The organism is Massilia sp. 9I (genome assembly GCF_902506415.1).
GTDB lineage: Bacteria > Pseudomonadota > Gammaproteobacteria > Burkholderiales > Burkholderiaceae_D > Telluria.
Map to the genome: position 1 here is coordinate 939,772 of NZ_LR733275.1, position 17,704 is coordinate 957,475.

Here is a 17,704-nt window from a genome sequence, read left to right on the forward strand (position 1 = left end):
TCCCGCGCCAAGGCGCCGGAGGGCTTTTTTCTTGCCTGAAGGGCTTAGAAGCCGTATTTCAGGCCGGCACTCCACACATTGGCGCGGGCGCCGTAGTCCTTGGTCTTGCCGTAGCGCTCATATTCCGCCACCAGCGCGGTGTTCTGGTTCAGCTTGTACTCGACGCCCAGGCCGCCGTAGCCGCTGGTGTCGGTATCCTTGGCGCTACCCAGGTTGGTGCTGAGCTTGCGCTCGTTGTGCGAGACGCCCAGCTTGCCGTAGGCCGAGACTTTTTCGTTGACCGGCATGGTGTACTTGGCGGCCACGTAGGTGCCATAGCCCTCGGTGCTGCCGCGCACGCCGTTACGGACGAAGTCGGTCTCGTGGTGGTTGGTCCAGCCGGCTTCCACGCCGAGCTTGTCGGTGACGTTGTAGCCGCCGAACAGCTTGCCGTCGGCCTTGTGCGCGTCGACCGTGGTGTTCTTCGCGGTCACGGCGCTGGCGCCCACATAGGCGGTGCCCGGCGTGTTCTGGGCTTGGGCGCTGCCGATGGCGGCGGCGGTGACGATGGTGGCAATGATCAGCTTTTTCATGCGAACTCCCTTTAACGATTACTAACTGGATCGCAATTCACAATGAATCGCGTTGTGATCACAATAGCAAGGATCGTCGCAATGCCCAAGCGAACGGGCAGTAAGAACTGTAACAAGATGAAAAATAGAGACCAGATCGGCACTTATGTGCGCCAGATGACGGACGATATGCTGTAGCGGCCTGCGGACAGCACTACAGGCGAAAAAAAACCCGCTGGCGAAGCAGCGGGTTTCTTCTAGAGCCTGAAACGGATTATGCGCCTTCGCGGCTCGCCTTCTTACGCTCGTGCTCTTTCAGGAAGCGCTTGCGCAGGCGGATCGATTTCGGGGTGATCTCGACCAGTTCGTCGTCCTCGATGAACTCGACGGCGTATTCCAGCGACATCTGGATCGGCGGCACCAGGCGCACGGCTTCGTCGGTACCCGACGAGCGCACGTTGGTCAGCTGCTTGCCCTTGATCGGGTTGACGACCAGGTCGTTGTCGCGCGAGTGGATGCCGATGATCATGCCTTCGTACACCGGGGTGTTGTGCTCGACGAACATACGGCCGCGGTCTTGCAGTTTCCAGATCGCGTAGGCCACGGCGGCGCCGTCGTCCTGCGAGATCAGCACGCCGTTGCGGCGGCCGGCCAGGTCGCCCTTGGTGTTGTCGACCGGTGCGTATTCATGGAACACGTGGCTCATCAGGCCGGTACCGCGGGTCAGGGTCATGAACTCGCCCTGGAAGCCGATCAGGCCACGCGCCGGGATCAGGTATTCCAGACGGACACGGCCCTTGCCGTCCGATTCCATGTTCTGCAGGTCGCCACGGCGGCGGCCCAGTTCTTCCATCACGCCGCCCTGGTTCACTTCTTCCACGTCGACGGTCAGGTTCTCGAACGGCTCGCACTTGACGCCGTCGATTTCCTTGAACACCACGCGCGGACGCGACACGGCCAGCTCGAAGCCTTCGCGACGCATGTTTTCCAGCAGAATGGTCAGGTGCAGCTCGCCGCGGCCCGACACTTCAAAGATGGTGTCGTCGTCGGTCGGCAGCACGCGCAGCGCCACGTTGGCCTTCAGTTCGCGCTCGAGACGCTCGCGCAGCTGGCGGCTGGTGACGAATTTGCCTTCGCGGCCGGCCAGTGGCGAGGTGTTGACCATGAAGTTCATGGTCAGGGTCGGCTCGTCGACGGTCAGCATCGGCAGCGCTTCCGGCACGTCCGGGGCGGTGACGGTCACGCCGATGCCGATGTCTTCGATACCGTTGATCAGGACGATGTCGCCGGCGACGGCTTCTTCCACCTGCACGCGCTCCAGGCCCTTGAAGTTCAGCACCTGGTTGATGCGGCCCTTGATCGGGTTCTTGTCGTCCTGGCCGTTCACGACCAGCACGTCCATGCCCGGCTTGACGCGGCCACGGTTGATGCGGCCGATACCGATCTTGCCGACGTAAGACGAGTAGTCCAGCGAAGTGATCTGCATCTGAAGCGGGCCGTCCGGGTTGTCGTCACGCACCGGTACGTATTTCAGGATGGCGTCGAACAGCGGCTTCATGTCGCCGCCGCGCACGCTTTCGTCCATGCCGGCGTAGCCGTTCAGGCCCGAAGCGTAGACGATCGGGAAGTCCAGCTGCTCGTCGGTGGCGCCGAGCTTGTCGAACAGTTCGAAGGTCTGGTTGATCGCCCAGTCGGCGCGTGCGCCCGGACGGTCGATCTTGTTGACGACGACGATCGGCTTCAAGCCCAGGGCCAGCGCCTTGCGGGTCACGAAACGGGTCTGCGGCATCGGGCCTTCCTGGGCATCGACCAGCAGCAGCACCGAGTCCACCATCGACAGCACGCGCTCGACCTCGCCGCCGAAGTCGGCGTGGCCCGGGGTGTCGACGATGTTGATGTGGGTGCCTTCGTACTCGACCGCGCAGTTCTTCGACAGAATGGTAATGCCGCGTTCTTTTTCGAGGTCGTTCGAGTCCATCACGCGGGTATCCACCGCCTGGTTTTCACGGAAGGTGCCCGACTGGCGCAGCAGCTGGTCGACCAGGGTGGTCTTGCCGTGGTCAACGTGGGCGATGATTGCAATATTACGAATTGCGCGTTTGATGTCTGACATGTATGTATTCAACAGTGAATGTTGCGTGATGGATGGAGGCGGTGACGATTCGAGAGCATTACCGGTTTCCGTAACCCGCTACTATAGCATGGTTATCGGCCTTGCTGCGCTGCAGCGAGGGGGAATGCACTGAAAAGTTGGACGATGTGCCGCCGTCGAGCATAGCGGCAAGGTGTTGCAGGGGGATGACAGGTCCGGATGCCGCTGGGCAGCATGAGGCTACCACTCCGGTACAGCAGGTAATATAGGGATGTTTCGGGGGATTTCAAGACCCGTCGGAACGGGTCTTGAAGAAAAAGTTTCTCAGCTTTTGTCCAAGGCTTCGATCTGCTTGACCAGGCTGGTGCGCAGGGCTTCGTCCTTCGCCCCGTCGCGCAGGGTTTCCAGCGCCCGGCGGTGGACGATGCCGAGCGCTGCCTTGTCGGCCACCGCGACATCGGGCTTGACGCCGACACCCTCCCAGCCGCTGCCGGTAACCGGGTTGACCGACTCGCCGATCGGCACCGACAGCAGGTAGTCGGTCCTCACCGGCAGCATCGTGTTCGGATTGCCGGCGCCGCGCGTCGTCGCACCGACCAGGGTGACGCGCTTGCGGCTTTGCAACGCGTGAACAAAGGCCTCGCCCGCGGAGAAAGTGCGGCCGGAGGTCAGGACATAGACCGGCTTGTCGAGGTAGCGCTTGCCCGAGACCTCGGCGTAGGTCCTGGCCTGCTCCGGCTTCTGGCCGCGGAAGCGCAGTTCCATCAGGGTGAGAACGTCCTTGAAGAAGTAGCTGGCAAGTAATTGCATCGATTCGCCATTGCCGCCGCGGTTATCGCGCAGGTCGATGATCAAGGCATCGGTATTCGAGAGGAAGGCCATGGCTGCGGCGATCGTATCGCGCGCATTCTCGACATCGTGGAACTGGATCACGTTCAGGTAGCCTACGTTGCCGGGCAACACTTCGACTTTATTCAAACCGTAGTTCTCGCGCCGTTCCTGCTCGCGCTGTGCCGGCGTGATGGTGAAGGCGGCCGGACGGAAATCGCGCACCTTTGGCTGGTATTTCAGGCCCATGTGCCCATCGTGCGTGATGTCGCGCAGGTGCGTCGTCACGAGCTTGACGAATTCCTCCTCGCTGGCCGCCGCGGCATACTCGCCCGCCTGCTGGTGCTTGCGCACACTCTGCTCGATCGCCTCGTAGCGTTCGGGGAACACGTATTGCGCCTTGATCAGGGCCAGGGCTTCGTCGATGACGAGCTCGCGCTCGATCGGCGCGGCCGCGCTCAGTCCAGTACTGCTCAGGAGGGACGCGGCCAGCACGGCCGCGCGTAATAAGTGACGATGCATGGGAGTCTCCTTGGGTTGGTAAGGACACTCTTGCAAAGGCCGTGCCAGCTGTTTCCCCTAGGGAAAAGCGCCCCGCGGGGCGTCCGCGGACGCCACCCGGGTTGTCCGCCCGCCGAGATGGACGCCCCGGCCGCTTTTACTGCTGCGCCGCGATCAGGCGCTCCGGCGCCAGGATCGCGTATTCCTGCAGGTTGGCGGTGCCGAGCAGCTTGCCGTCGAGGTAGACCCGCACCCGCCCCAGCTCGCCGGGGACCATGACCGATTCCTTGCCCAGCGCCAGGCGCTGGCCGTTGAGGAAGCGCTTCGCCAGTTCCGGCGTGAGCTCGACCGACGGGAAGCTCGACAGCAGCGCATCGACCGGGGCCAGCAGCGACAGCGGATCCGGGTGCGCCTGCAGGTCTTCCAGCGTGATCATGCGGTCGGTCGACAGCGCGCCCACCTGCACTCGGCGCAGCGCGTTCAGGTGCGCGCCGCAGCCGAGCGCGGCGCCGATGTCCTCGCCCAGCACGCGCACATAGGTGCCCTTGCTGCAGGTGACCAGGATCTTGAGGAAAGGCGCATTGAACTCGACCAGGGACAGGCCGTGGATCGTCACCGGACGCGCCTCGCGCTCGAGCGTGATGCCTTCGCGCGCGTATTCGTACAGCGCCTTGCCGTCGCGCTTGAGCGCGGAATACATGGGCGGGACCTGGAAGATGGGACCGCGAAAACGCGCCAGCGCAGCTTCGATCTGCTCGCGCGTGACATCGACCTCGCGCTGCTCGATCACCTCTCCTTCAGTGTCGCCGGTGCTGGTCATGATGCCCAGGTGAACCGTTGCTTCGTAGGTCTTGTCGGCTTCCAGCAGGTCTTGCGAAAACTTGGTCGCCTCGCCGAAGCACAGCGGCAGCAAGCCGGTGGCGAAGGGATCGAGGGTGCCGGTGTGGCCGGCCTTCTTGGCGTTCAGGACACGCTTGGCCTTGATCAGGGCGTCGTTCGAGGACAGGCCGACCGGCTTGTCGAGCAGGAGGACGCCGTCGACCAGGTCGCGCGGCTTCTTCGGCGGACGCGCGTTCACTCGGAATCCGCCGGCGGCGCCGAGCGCGCGCCCGGCGTCGTGTCCACCGGCTCGTCGGCATCCGCCGCGCGCACCGCGTTGGCCTGGTCGATCAGGGCCGACATGGCCAGGCCGCGCGTGGTCGAGGTGTCGTGCACGAAGTGCAGCTGGGGCAGCGTGTGGATGTGCAGGCGCTTGCCCAGCAGGTTGCGCAGGTAGCCGGCCGCCTTCGACAGGCCTTCGAGGGTCTGCTTGACTTCTTCCGGACTATCCTTGAGCAGGGTGAAGTAGACCTTGGCGTGGGCGTAGTCGGGGGTCAGCTTCACTTCGCTGATGGTGACCATGCCGACGCGCGGGTCCTTGAGTTCGAAGGCGATCAGTTCCGACAGGTCTTTCTGGATCTGGTCGGCGACGCGCAGGCCGCGCTGGGGGATGCTTTTGCTGTGTTTTGCCATGTTCTTTGCTGATGTTGTTCTTGTGACTAAAAACAAGGGCCAGGCCCCTCGCGGCATTGCCGCGAAGCGTCCTGGCCCTCATGGTACGCCTCCTTGCGGAATTACAGCGTACGCGCCACTTCGGTGACTTCGAAGACTTCCAGGGTATCGCCCACCTGGATGTCGTTGTAGTTCTTGAGCGACAGGCCGCACTCGAGACCGGCGCGGACTTCCTTCGCGTCGTCCTTGAAGCGCTTGAGCGAGTCGATCTCGCCGGTCCACACGACGATGTTGTTGCGCAGCAGGCGAACCGAGGAGGTACGCTTGACCACGCCATCGGTGACCAGGCAGCCCGCGATCGCGCCGACCTTCGAGACCAGGATGACCTGGCGAATCTCGACCTGGCCGGTGATGGTCTCGCGCTTCTCCGGCGCCAGCATGCCCGACAGTGCGGTCTTGATCTCGTCGATCGCATCGTAAATGATGCTGTAGTAACGGATGTCGACGCCGTTGGCTTCCGCCACCTTGCGCGCCGATGCATCGGCACGGGCGTTGAAGCCGATGATGACCGCTTTCGAGGCCACCGCCAGGTTGACGTCCGACTCGCTGATGCCGCCGACCGCCGCGTGGACGATCTGGACCCGCACTTCCGAGGTCGACAGCTTCTGCAGCGAACCGACCAGCGCTTCCTGCGAACCCTGCACGTCGGTCTTGACGATGAGCGGCAGGTTCTTGACTTCGCCTTCGGCCATCTGGTCGAACATGTTCTCCAGCTTGGCGGCCTGCTGCTTCGCCAGTTTGACGTCGCGGAACTTACCTTGACGGAACAGGGCGATTTCGCGCGCCTTGCGCTCGTCGGCCATCACCATCGCTTCTTCACCGGCGCTCGGCACCTCGGTCAGGCCCTGGATCTCGACCGGGATCGACGGACCGGCTTCGGTCACCGACTTGCCGTTCTCGTCCAGCATCGCACGGACGCGGCCGAAGGAGGAACCGGCCAGCACCACGTCGCCGCGGCGCAGGGTACCCGATTGCACCAGGATGGTCGCGACCGGACCCCGGCCCTTGTCGAGGCGGGCTTCGACCACCAGGCCGCGTGCCGGCGCTTCGGTCGGGGCGGTCAGTTCCAGCACCTCGGCCTGCAGCAGCACCTGTTCCAGCAGGTCGTCGATACCGGTGCCGACTTTCGCCGACACTGGGACGAACGGCGAATCGCCGCCGTATTCTTCCGGCACCACGCCTTCGGCCACCAGTTCCTGGGTGACGCGGTCGGTGTTGGCGCCCGGCTTGTCGATCTTGTTGATCGCCACCACCAGCGGCACGCCGGCTGCTTTCGCGTGGGCAATCGCTTCCTTGGTCTGCGGCATCACGCCGTCGTCCGCCGCCACCACCAGGATGACGATGTCGGTCGCTTTCGCGCCGCGGGCACGCATTGCCGTGAAGGCTTCGTGACCCGGGGTATCCAGGAAGGTAACCATGCCGCGCGGGGTGTCCACGTGGTAGGCGCCGATGTGCTGGGTAATGCCGCCGGCTTCGCCAGCCGCCACTTTCGCGCGGCGGATGTAATCCAGCAGCGAAGTTTTACCGTGGTCGACGTGGCCCATGACGGTCACGACCGGAGCGCGCGGCTTGGCTTCGAACTCGGCGTGCTCGCCCTGGTCGGCCAGCAGTGCTTCCGGATCGTCGACGGCGGCCGGGAAGGCCTTGTGGCCCATCTCTTCCACCAGGATCATCGCGGTTTCCTGATCCAGCACCTGGTTGATGGTGCACATCTGGCCCAGTTTCATCAGCTGCTTGATGACTTCCGACGCCTTCACCGACATCTTGTGGGCGAGTTCCGCCACGGTGATGGTTTCCGGCACGTGGACGTCCTTGACGATCGCCTCGGTCGGGGCCTGGAAATTGGTCTCGCGGTCGTCGCTATGCGAACGACGGCCACCGCTGCGGCCACCCGCGCGCCAGCCGTCACGGCCAGTGCCGCCGCCAGGCGCACCACGGCCTTTCGGGCCGCTCGGTGCACCGCGCTTCTTGGCGTCGTCCGACCAGGTCGAGGACACGTTGGCCGACTTGATCGACTTCTTGTCGCCCGGCTTCTTGTCGCCCGGTTTGGCTTCGCCCGGCTTCTTGTCGGCCGATGCAGCCGGCTTGTGCAGGGTACCGGCCGGGGCTGCAGGTGCAGCCGGCTTGGCAACCGGTTCCGGCGCCTTGATGACGCGGCGCGGCTGGCTCATCATGAGCTTGATTTGGGCCACTTCGTCGGCCACGGCCTTGCGTGCGCGCTCGGTGGCGGCAGCGCGTTCGGCGGCTTCCTTGGCGGCTTCTTCCGAGCGCTTCTTGGCCTCGGCGGCAGCGGCTTGCGCGGCCTCTTCGGCTGCGGCCGACACCGGCGCGGCAGACGCCTGGGTAGCGGCTGCCTTCGCGGCAGCGGCTGCCTCGGCGGCTTCGCGCTTGGCCTTCTCGGCCGCGTCGCGCTTGGCCTGCTCTTCAGCGGCCTTGGCTTGTGCGGCTTCCTCGGCTTCCAGCTTGGCCAGGCGTTCCTGCTTTTCACGCAGGTCCGCTTCCTGGCGGGCGATCAGCTCGGTCTGGCGGCGCGCGTCTTCTTCGCGGCGCGCCTGCTCGGCAGCGTCCACCACCGGAGCGGCGGCTTCGGCGGCTTTCGGCGTGACCAGGTCGTCGCGCTGCACGAAGGTGCGCTTCTTGCGGACTTCGACCTGGATGGTGCGCGATTTGCCGCTGGCGTCAGCCTGCTTGATCTCGGTCGTTTCCTTGCGGGTGACCGTAATCTTCTTCTTTTCAGTCGATTCCGCTGCGCCGTGGGTACGGCGCAGGTGGTTCAGCAGCTTGTCCTTATCATCTTTCGACAAGGGATCTGACGTCGAACTTTTCTCGACGCCGGCCGAGCGCAGCTGTGTCAGCAGCAGGTCTGCGGGCATCTTCAGTTCGGTGGCAAATTGGGCTACGTTGTTACTCGCCATTCAGTCCTCTTTTCTATGTGTCGCTGAGATGATAAAGATTTGCAAATTACGCCTTGGCCGTTTCTGCCAGGCTCCAGGCTTTCGCCTGCAGCGCCTTGGCGCGGTCATCGTATTTGCTGTCGACCAGCTTCATCTCTTCGTCGGTCACATCGTTAAATTCATTCTTGATCAGGTCGCGGGCACGGTCCGACGGCAGCGCCAGGATGGCGCCGAATTCGTCGTAGGCGAGTGCCGCGAAGGCTTCGACCGTCTTGATCCCAGCCAGGCCGAGCTTGCCGGCGGTGGTGCGGTCCATGCCTTCCAGGTTCACGAGGGCTTCTTCCATCCCTTCGAGGCCTTCTTCGGAAGCGATCGCTTCGGTCACCAGTGCGTCACGGGCACGGGTGCGCAGTTCGTTGACGGTGTCTTCGTCGAACGACTCGATTTCCAGCATTTCGGAAATTGGGACGTAAGCGATTTCTTCAAGGCTCGAGAAGCCCTCATCCACCAGGATGTCGGCCACTTCCTGGTCGACGTCCAGTTTTTCCATGAACAGCGCACGGATCGCGGCGGTTTCCTGCTCCACCTTGTTGGCCGATTCCTCGGCCGTCATGATGTTGATCTTCCAGCCGGTCAGTTCCGACGCCAGGCGCACGTTCTGGCCCGAACGGCCGATCGCGATCGCCAGGTTCTCTTCGTCGACCACCACGTCCATGGCGTGCTTGTCTTCGTCGACCATGATCGAGGAGACGTTGGCCGGAGCCAGCGCGCCGATGACGAACTGGGCCGGATCGTCCGACCACAGCACGATGTCCACGCGCTCGCCGCCCAGCTCGCCGGTCACGGCCTGCACGCGCGAACCGCGCATGCCGACGCAGGTACCGATCGGGTCGATCCGCTTGTCCGAGGTGAACACCGCGATCTTGGCGCGCACGCCGGCGTCACGGGCAGCCGATTTGATCTGCAGGAGGCCTTGCTCGATTTCCGGCACTTCCAGCTCGAACAGCTTCATGATGAATTCCGGCGCGGTGCGCGACAGGATCACCTGCGGGCCGCGCATGTTGCGGTCCACGCGCAGGATGTAGGCGCGGACGCGGTCGCCGATACGCAGGTTCTCTTTCGGGATCATCTGGTCGCGCGGCAGGCGTGCTTCGATCTTGCCCGATTCCACGATGGCATCGCCGCGCTCCATGCGCTTGATGGTGCCGGTGACCAGCGAATCGCCGCGCTCGAGGAAGTCCTGCAGGATCTGCTCGCGCTCGGCATCGCGCACGCGCTGCAGCACGACCTGCTTGGTGTCCTGGGCGAAGCGGCGGCCGAACTCGACCGATTCGATCGGATCTTCGATGTATTCGTCGACTTCGATGTCAGGGATCTGTTCCTTGGCTTCGAAGTGCAGGATTTCCTGGTCGGGCAGCTGCAGGCCGGCTTCGTCGGGAACGACGTGCCAGCGGCGGAAGGTTTCGAATTCGCCGCTGTCGCGATCGATGCTCACGCGAATGTCGACATCGCCTTCATAGCGTTTTTTCGTGGCTTGCGCGAGCGCGAATTCGAGCGCTCCGAAAACCACTTCCTTATCGACGTTCTTTTCGCGCGCAAGCGCATCCACCAGCAATAAAATTTCGCGACTCATGCTTTGCGACTCCTAAAATCCACCTGCGGCACGAGGCGTGCCTTGTCCAATTCGGCCAGCGTAAATTCCAACAACGCTGCACCATCTTTATTATCAAATTCCAGACCAACCTTGTCGCCTTCGACGCCGCGCAGGATCCCCGTGAAGGTCTTGCGGTTCGCGGTGCCGGGCATGGCGACCCGCAGCTTCACCGTGCATTCATGGCCGGCGAAACGCGCAAAGTCGGCCAGGGTCCGCACCGGGCGATCGAGGCCCGGCGACGAGACTTCCAGCCGTTCGTAATCCACATTCTCGACGGTGAACACGTGCGTCAACTGATGGCTGACCGTGGCGCAGTCCTCGACCGTGATCAGGCCCTTCTCTTCCACGACATCCGCGGGGAAATCGATATACACGCGCAGGATGCCGCGCTCACCCCGTTCGACATCGACGAGTTCGTAGCCGAGACCACTGACTGTTTTGGCGATGAGTTCAAACTGCTGCACGATGCTTCTCCACGACTCGCAAATCGAAATTACAAAAAAAAAATGGGCATCTGCCCATCTTTTTGTATTCACAACCCAACCAGATGAAAGCACTTGCACCAAGAAAATATGGGAAGAACTTTGATTAGGCTGCAAATTATACAGTGATCCTGCCTCTCTCGCAATCGCCGGGCCAAAAATGGGCGGGCGCTAGCATGAAAAGCAACAGTTGGCAGGATTACCACATCGGGGCATGGGCTGCATTCTACGGCATTGCAGCAAGGCGTGAACGGCGGCGCGGGAAATTATCATGTTTTGCACCGATTTTTCCCGGTTTTTGCCGCCGAAACGCTTGTTTTTGCCTCAGCCGCGGCGTCCGCGGCGCGGCAAGCCATGCTCGGAACCGCGCGGACCCTGGCCGCCGCGACGGCCGCCGCCGGTGCCGGCGAAGCCGAAGGTGGTCTGCAGCGGGTCCGGCTGCTTCGGACGGCTGCTGCCGCCCCCGCTACCCCCTTTGCCGCCGAAGGAATTGGCGTTGTTGCCGCCGCGGCCCTTGCCGCCAACTGCGCCCTTCGGTCCCTGGCCCTGCGGACGACCGCCCGCGAAGCCGCCCGGACCCTGCTGGCGCGGCACGCCGGCACGCGCTACCTGCGGGCCGAACGGGTCGACATTGCGGTTGGCGTCGGCGCGATCGATACGGTTGCCGTCCGAGCGGCGCGCATCGTCGCCGTGCTTGCCGGCTTGCGGCTTGCCGCCCTTGCCCTTGGCATTGCCGTCGGCGCCGCCCTTCTTCTCGACGCCGAAGGCCGCCATCAGGGCGCGCACGTCGTTTTCCTCCAGCTCTTCCCAGCGGCCGCGCTTCAGGCCGGTCGGCAGGGTCATGGCGCCGTAGCGGGTACGGATCAGGCGCGAGACGGTCAGGCCGACCGCCTCGAACATGCGGCGCACCTCGCGGTTGCGGCCTTCGCCGATCACCACGCGGTACCACTTGTTGATGCCTTCGCCGCCGCCGTCCTGGACTTTCGAGAACGAGGCCAGGCCGTCGTCCAGCTCGACACCGGCCAGCAGCTTCTGGCGCATGCCTTCTTCCAGCTCGCCCAGGGTGCGCACCGCGTATTCGCGGTCGATGTTGTAACGCGGGTGCATCAGGCGGTTGGCCAGGTCGCCCGAGGTGGTGAACAGCAGCAGGCCTTCGGTGTTGAAGTCGAGGCGGCCCACGGCCAGCCACTTGCCGGTCTTCATGGTCGGCAGGCGGTCGAACACGGACGGACGGCCTTCCGGATCGTCGTGGCTGACGATCTCGCCGGCCGGCTTGTGGTACACCAGCACGCGCGGCGGCTTGCTGTTGTTCACGCGGCGCTGGATCAGCTTGCCGTTGATGCGGACCGCATCGGTCGGCAGGATGCGCTGGCCGATATGGGCCGGCTCGCCGTTCACCGACACGCGGCCGGCGACGATCAGTTCTTCCATGTCGCGGCGCGAGCCCAGGCCCGCTTCGGCCAGCACCTTGTGCAGCTTCGGTGCGTCGTCGTCGGCGGTCAGGTCGCGGCGCACCGGCTTAGGCTGCGCCTTGCCGCGGCCACCCTCGTTGGCGTCGAAATCGTCCGAGGTGACGAAGGAGAATACCGCGTCGGCCTCGTTGCCCTTGCCGCCCTTGCCCTGCTGCGGCTTGCCGCCCTTGCCCTGAGGCTTGCCTTGCTTGCCCGGCTGGCCCTGCGGCTTGCCGGCCTGCTGCACGCCCTGTTGCGGACGCTGGCCCTGCTGGCCGCGCCCCTTCTGCTGGTTGCGGCCACGGCCTTCGCGCTTGGCGTCGAGCTGCGGCTGCTCGCCTTCAACTGCGGCAGCTGCGACAGCTTCAACCGGCGGCTGGCTTGCCACCTGCTCCTGCTGGCGCAGTTCGCGTTCCTGGCGCTTCTCGCGCATCTGGCGCGGGCCGCGCGGCTTGCGCTGTTCGCCGGCCTGGGCGGCGGCGGCTTCGGCCACCGGGGCCGCAGCTGGCGCCTCCACGCTTGGCGCAACTGCCGCTTCGGCGGCAGCCGGCTTGGCGCGGGTCTTGCGCGGTTTCGCGGCCGGCTCGACCGCGGCAGGCGCTTCGACAGCGGCTTCCGCCGGCGCTGCGGCTTTGCGGGTGCGCTTCGGCTTTTCAGCTGCCGGCGCGGCTTCGGTCACGGGGGCGGCCTCCGCCTTGACGGCGGTCTTGCGCGTACGTTTCGGTTTGGCGGCCGCTTCGGCCTCGACGGGCTTGTCGTTCGGTTCAGTTGGATTCATCGTTCGTATCTTTATTGTGCTGATCCGGCCCGGCGGCGTCTGCCGTCTCCCGGTCAAAATGGGTGACTTCGACGGGCATCGCGTCCGTCTCGGTGTCTGTCTCTTCGGCGTGCGCCGCAGCGTCCGCCCGTTCAAAGTTGTCGTTCAGCGCCGCTTCCAGCGCTTCCAGGCTGCGGCTGTCCGGCCCGTCGCTGACCGCTTGCAGCGGCGGCAGTTGCGACAGCGAGGCCAGGCCGAGGTCGTCCAGGAACTGCTTGGTGGTGCCCAGCAGCGCCGGGCGCCCCACCACTTCGCGGTGGCCGACCACGTCGATCCAGCCGCGGTCTTCCAGCAGCTTGATGGTCTGCGAATTCACGGCGACGCCGCGGATTTCCTCGATGTCGCCGCGCGTGACCGGCTGGCGGTAGGCGATGATCGCCAGCGTTTCCAGCGTCGCGCGCGAATACTTCGGCGGCTTCTCGGGCGCCAGGCGGTCGAGATAGGGCTTCATCTCGGGCCGGCTCTGGAAGCGCCAGCCGGACGCCAGGCTGACGATCTCGATTCCGCGCCCCTGCCAGTCCTGGCGCAATTCTTCCAGCAAGATCTTGATGGTGTCGCTGCCGACACCGGCGTTCAGTTGGCGGCCGCCCGCATCGACCTCGGCGAAGAGCTTCTTCATGCCGTGGATCGTCATCGGTTCGCGCGCGCACAGCAAGGCGGTCTCGAGGACGCGCTTGGCCTCGTCAGTATTCATATGGCGGTGTCGTCACGCTCGAATGCACACATCAAAACTACACTGGTTTAGCGGATGCCAGCCGCGGGGCCGAGACCGGCCGCGGTGCGATGGTAGTGCGCGCAATACTCTGGAATCCGTGGGCCCGGGCTGGAATGCGACGGGCTGACTAAGGTGGCGGGCTTGGCGCCTGCCACGGCTGCCCGCGTGCCAGGCGGGTCAGGAAAACGGGTGGTCTTGCCGGAAGACGGCGATATCTTGTCCGACAACTGGCGGCCATTGTAACCGATAAAACCCGAAAACGGACAAGGCGACCGGGGGTCGCCGTGCAGGAATGCCCTATTTGGTCAAGCCGTGGCCAGTTTTTCCGACAAAATCGCCGACACACCCAGGAAAGCCGGGTATTCCGCCGTGATCAGGTAGGTCGGGACCTGGGCCAGGTAGGCGCTGAAACGCCCCTTCTGCTCGAAACGGCGGCGGAAGGACGATTGCACGAAACGCTCGCCCAGGCGCGGCACGATGCCACCGCCGATATAGACCCCGCCCTGGGCGCCGAGGGTGATGGCCAGGTTGCCGGCGGCGGTGCCGAGCATGCCGCAGAAGGCGTCCAGCACGGCGTCGCAGACGGCGCATTCGCCCTCAAGGGCACGGCGCGAGATCTCGGGCGCGCTCAGGCTGTCGGGACGGCCGGCGCGCTCGCTCAGGGCGCGGTAGATCAGTTCGACCCCGGCGCCGGACAGCAGGCGCTCGCTGGAGACGTGCTCGAATTCGCGCCAGGCGTACTGCAGGATCGCGACTTCGAGCTCGTTCACCGGCGAAAAGCTGGTGTGCCCGCCCTCGCTGCGCAGCGCCGTCCAGCCGGCGCCACCGGGGGCCGGGATCAGGCCGGACACGCCCAGGCCGGTGCCGGCGCCCAGCAGGCCGAGCGGCGCATCCGCCACCGGCGCGCCGCCGCCGATCTGGCGCTTGTGCTCGCCCAAGTGCGGCAGCGAGCGCGCCAGCGCCGAGAAATCGTTGACCACGACCAGAGTAGCAAAGCCGCACTCCTGGCGCAGCGCCTCGATCGAGAAAGCCCAGTGGTGATTGGTCATGCGCACCTGGTCGCCGGTGACCGGATTGGCGATCGCGATCGCCGCGTGGCGCAGGCCGCCCGCGCGGCCGGCCACCTGGGGCAGCGCCAGGTAGGCGCGGATGGCGTCGGCCAGGCTCGCATGCTCCTGGCAGGACAGCACTTCGATCGCCTCGAAACGCCCGGGCTTGGCCTCCAGCGCGAAACGGGCGTTGGTGCCGCCGATGTCGGCGAGCAGGCGCGCGCCGCCGGCAGGAATGGTGGACGCTTGGGCTAGGCTGGAGGGAAAGGCGGTCATTGCAGCTAATAAAGAAGCGATGACCAAGCTTACTAAACTTTGTAGCAGTCTTACAAGAGAATTTTGTAGTTTAGGTACAAAGCCCCGTTTTCGCGGCGCCAACCGGCCTAAACGTGGTGCGAACTCAAAAGTAGTCGAACTACCTCAGCACGCTGCCGGGGCCAGTTCCGGATCGGCGCCCTGCTGCGCGTTCCACGCGTCCAGCCCGCCGCGCAAGGGACGCGCACGGTGGAAGCCATTGGCCAGGAACTGCTTGGCCACTTCGGCCGCCGTCACATCGTTCGGGCAGCTGCAGTAGATGACGACGTGGCGGTCCTTGTCGATGGTGGCCATCAGCTGGTCCGGCACGCAGGACTGGAACACCACGGCGCCAGGAATCGCGGCCTCGAGCTGCTGGGCGGTCAGGCTGCGGGCGTCGATGATGACCGGATCGTGACCGCCGTCGATGAGCGCCTTCAGCTCGGCGATCTCGATGCGCGGCACCGCGCTGCGGGCGCGCTGGCGGCGCCGCTCCACGTACTTGACCGCGATAAAGAGCAGCAGCAGCGTGGCCAGCACCATCAGGGCGGTGCCGCCGGCGGTCTCGAGCCAGTCGAGCAGCTCCTGAACGCCGTCATGGAACAGGATGCCGAGCAGGATGCCGGTGCCGCTCCACAGCGCCGCGCCGGTAAGGGCATAGCCGAGGAACTGGCGGGGCACGGTGCCGATCGCGCCGGACAGCGGCGCGGCGATGGTATTGAAGCCGGGGACGAACTTGGACACCAGCAGCGACTTCGCGCCGAAGCGGCGGAAACGGTCTTCGGTCTGGTTGACACAGGAATCGGGCGACAGCGAGATCTTGCACAGCAGGCGCAGGATGCGCTTGCCATAGAAGCGCCCGGCGCGGAACCAGAACAGGTCGCAGATCAGGCAGGCGCCGACCGCGGACAGCAGGCATAGCTGCCAGCTGAGGGAACCGTCGACGGAGAGGGCGCCGGCCACGATCAGGACCGGAAAGGCGGGAATGGGCAGGCCGAACTGTTCGACAAGGACGATGCCGAACACAATCAGCACACCATAGATCTGCAGGAGTTCGACAAGCTGGGGCATCGTTCTAGTGTAGCCGACTTTCCCGCGCGTCGCTGGGCGCCGCTGTGGTTTTTTGCACCAGCGGCGCCGTTCAGGCGCCGCGCGGGATCGCGGCGAGAAGCGTGCGCGTGTACGCGTGCTGCGGATTGCGATACAGCTCGTCCGAATCGGCCATCTCGACCACGCTCCCATGGTGCATCACCATCACCTGGTCGGCGATGTACTTCACCACCGACAGGTCGTGCGAGATGAAGATGTAGCTCATGCCGTATTCGTCCTGCAGGTCCTGCAGCAGGTTCAGCACCTGGGCCTGCACCGACACGTCGAGCGCCGACACCGATTCGTCGCACACCAGGATTTCCGGCTTCATGGTGAGGCAGCGCGCGATCGCGATGCGCTGGCGCTGGCCGCCGGAGAATTCGTGCGGGTAGCGGTGGAAAGCCTGTTCCGGCAGTCCCACCCGCTTGAGCAGGGTGTGCGCCATGTCGATGCGTTCGGCGTCGTTGGCGCCGATGCGGTGGATGCGCATCGGCTCGAGCAGGATCTGGCCCACCGTGAAGCGCGGATTGAGCGAAGCGTAGGGGTTCTGGAAGATGATCTGGATGCGCCGCTTGTAGGCCTGGTAGTCGCGGTCGGGCATCGTGAACAGGTCGCGCCCGTCGAACATGGCGCTGCCGCCCGTTGCGCGGTGCAGGCGCAGCAGGGTCAGGCCGACCGTGGTCTTGCCCGAGCCGGATTCGCCCACCACGCCCAGGGTCTTGCCGCGCGCCAGCGTAAAGGAGACGTCCTTCACCGCCTTGAACTCGCGCTTCTTGAGCAGGCCTTCGCGCAGGATGAAGCTCTTGGCCAGGTTCTTCACGACCAGCACCGGCTCGTCCTCAGGCGCGCTGCCGCGCGTGCGCTGCGGCAGCTCGTCGTCAGGCATGAAGCGGCCGCTCAGGTAATCGTCGATCACGGGCAGGCGCAGCGGGCGCTGGTCCAGCTTCGGGCGGCAGTGCAGCAGGGCTCGGGTATAAGCGTCGGCCGGCGCGCCAAATACCTGCGCGGCCGCGCCCTCCTCGCGCACTTCGCCGTGGCGCATCACGATCACGCGGTCCGCAATCTCGGCCACCAGCCCGAGGTCGTGGGTGATGAACAGCACCGACATCTGGTGCTTCTTTTGCAGGCCCGCGATCAGTTCCATGATCTGCTTCTGGATGGTCACGTCGAGCGCCGTGGTCGGCTCGTCCGCAATCAGGAGCTTGGGTTCGCAGGCGATCGCCATCGCGATCATCACGCGCTGCTGCTGGCCGCCCGACATCTGGCTCGGGTACGCTTCGATCTTTGTCGAAGGGTCGGGAATGCCCACTTCCGCCAGCAGTTCGAGGGTGCGCGCCTTCGCCTGCTTCGCGTTCATCCCCATGTGCCGGCGCAGCACCTCGCCGATCTGGTAGCCCACCGTGAACACCGGATTGAGCGAAGACATCGGCTCCTGGAAGATCATCGCGATGTCCTTGCCACACAGCTTGCGGCGCTCCGCCACGGACAGATCGAGCAGCTCACGGCCGTCGAAGCGCGCGCTGGAACCGGGATGGACAACCGTGGTTTCCAGCGGCAGCAGGCCCATGATGGCGAGCGAACTGACCGATTTGCCGCTGCCGGATTCGCCCACCAGCGCCACCGTGCTGTTCCTCGGCACGTCGAAGGAAATGCCCTTCACCGCTTCGACCGTGTTCTTCTTGTCGACGCGGAAGGAAATGCGCAGGTCGCGCACCGAGAGGAGGTGTTGGTCCATC

At 64.8% G+C, this 17,704-nt stretch carries 13 protein-coding genes; all 13 read right to left on the bottom strand.

Annotated features, from left to right (window positions below):
* Positions 1-44 precede the first annotated feature (44 nt).
* The 13 genes from GV068_RS04325 to GV068_RS04385 all read right to left on the bottom strand — a co-directional run bounded on the left by GV068_RS04325 (position 45) and on the right by GV068_RS04385 (position 17,703).
* Positions 45-572 (bottom strand): porin family protein, encoded by a 528-nt coding sequence (locus GV068_RS04325; RefSeq protein ID WP_159696163.1) that lies wholly within the window; start codon positions 570-572, stop codon positions 45-47.
* A gap of 253 nt (positions 573-825) precedes the next feature.
* On the bottom strand, positions 826-2,664 hold the full coding sequence (gene typA, locus GV068_RS04330; protein WP_159696164.1) for a translational GTPase TypA: 1,839 nt from the start codon (positions 2,662-2,664) through the stop codon (positions 826-828).
* Between the two features lie 303 nt (positions 2,665-2,967).
* The gene (locus GV068_RS04335; RefSeq protein ID WP_159696165.1) at positions 2,968-3,993 is read right to left on the bottom strand and encodes a S41 family peptidase; all 1,026 of its coding nucleotides are present in this window, start codon (positions 3,991-3,993) and stop codon (positions 2,968-2,970) included.
* A gap of 136 nt (positions 3,994-4,129) precedes the next feature.
* Positions 4,130-5,050 (bottom strand): tRNA pseudouridine(55) synthase TruB, encoded by a 921-nt coding sequence (gene truB / locus GV068_RS04340; protein ID WP_159696166.1) that lies wholly within the window; start codon positions 5,048-5,050, stop codon positions 4,130-4,132.
* The gene (rbfA, locus tag GV068_RS04345; protein WP_159696167.1) at positions 5,047-5,484 is read right to left on the bottom strand and encodes a 30S ribosome-binding factor RbfA; all 438 of its coding nucleotides are present in this window, start codon (positions 5,482-5,484) and stop codon (positions 5,047-5,049) included. Before rbfA ends, truB begins: the two co-directional genes overlap by 4 nt.
* Before the next feature lie 101 nt (positions 5,485-5,585).
* On the bottom strand, positions 5,586-8,438 hold the full coding sequence (gene infB, locus GV068_RS04350; protein WP_159696168.1) for a translation initiation factor IF-2: 2,853 nt from the start codon (positions 8,436-8,438) through the stop codon (positions 5,586-5,588).
* 46 nt (positions 8,439-8,484) lie between these two features.
* The gene (gene nusA / locus GV068_RS04355; protein WP_159696169.1) at positions 8,485-10,050 is read right to left on the bottom strand and encodes a transcription termination factor NusA; all 1,566 of its coding nucleotides are present in this window, start codon (positions 10,048-10,050) and stop codon (positions 8,485-8,487) included.
* Positions 10,047-10,535 carry a ribosome maturation factor RimP gene (rimP, locus tag GV068_RS04360; RefSeq protein WP_159696170.1) on the bottom strand — a complete coding sequence of 163 codons (489 nt, stop codon included), beginning with the start codon at positions 10,533-10,535 and terminating at the stop codon, positions 10,047-10,049. Before rimP ends, nusA begins: the two co-directional genes overlap by 4 nt.
* 342 nt (positions 10,536-10,877) lie before the next feature.
* Positions 10,878-12,782, bottom strand: coding sequence for a 23S rRNA pseudouridine(2605) synthase RluB (gene rluB / locus GV068_RS04365; RefSeq protein ID WP_159696171.1), 1,905 nt, complete (start codon positions 12,780-12,782; stop codon positions 10,878-10,880).
* Positions 12,769-13,515 (bottom strand): SMC-Scp complex subunit ScpB, encoded by a 747-nt coding sequence (scpB, locus tag GV068_RS04370; RefSeq protein ID WP_159696172.1) that lies wholly within the window; start codon positions 13,513-13,515, stop codon positions 12,769-12,771. Before scpB ends, rluB begins: the two co-directional genes overlap by 14 nt.
* A gap of 326 nt (positions 13,516-13,841) precedes the next feature.
* Positions 13,842-14,861, bottom strand: a complete 1,020-nt coding sequence (locus GV068_RS04375; RefSeq protein WP_159696173.1) for a glucokinase — start codon at positions 14,859-14,861, stop codon at positions 13,842-13,844.
* A 144-nt stretch (positions 14,862-15,005) separates the two neighbouring features.
* On the bottom strand, positions 15,006-15,950 hold the full coding sequence (locus GV068_RS04380) for a rhodanese-like domain-containing protein (RefSeq protein ID WP_159696174.1): 945 nt from the start codon (positions 15,948-15,950) through the stop codon (positions 15,006-15,008).
* 70 nt (positions 15,951-16,020) lie between these two features.
* A complete protein-coding gene (locus tag GV068_RS04385; protein WP_159696175.1) occupies positions 16,021-17,703 on the bottom strand; it encodes an ABC transporter ATP-binding protein in 1,683 nt (560 codons plus the stop codon).
* Position 17,704: the final 1 nt, after the last annotated feature.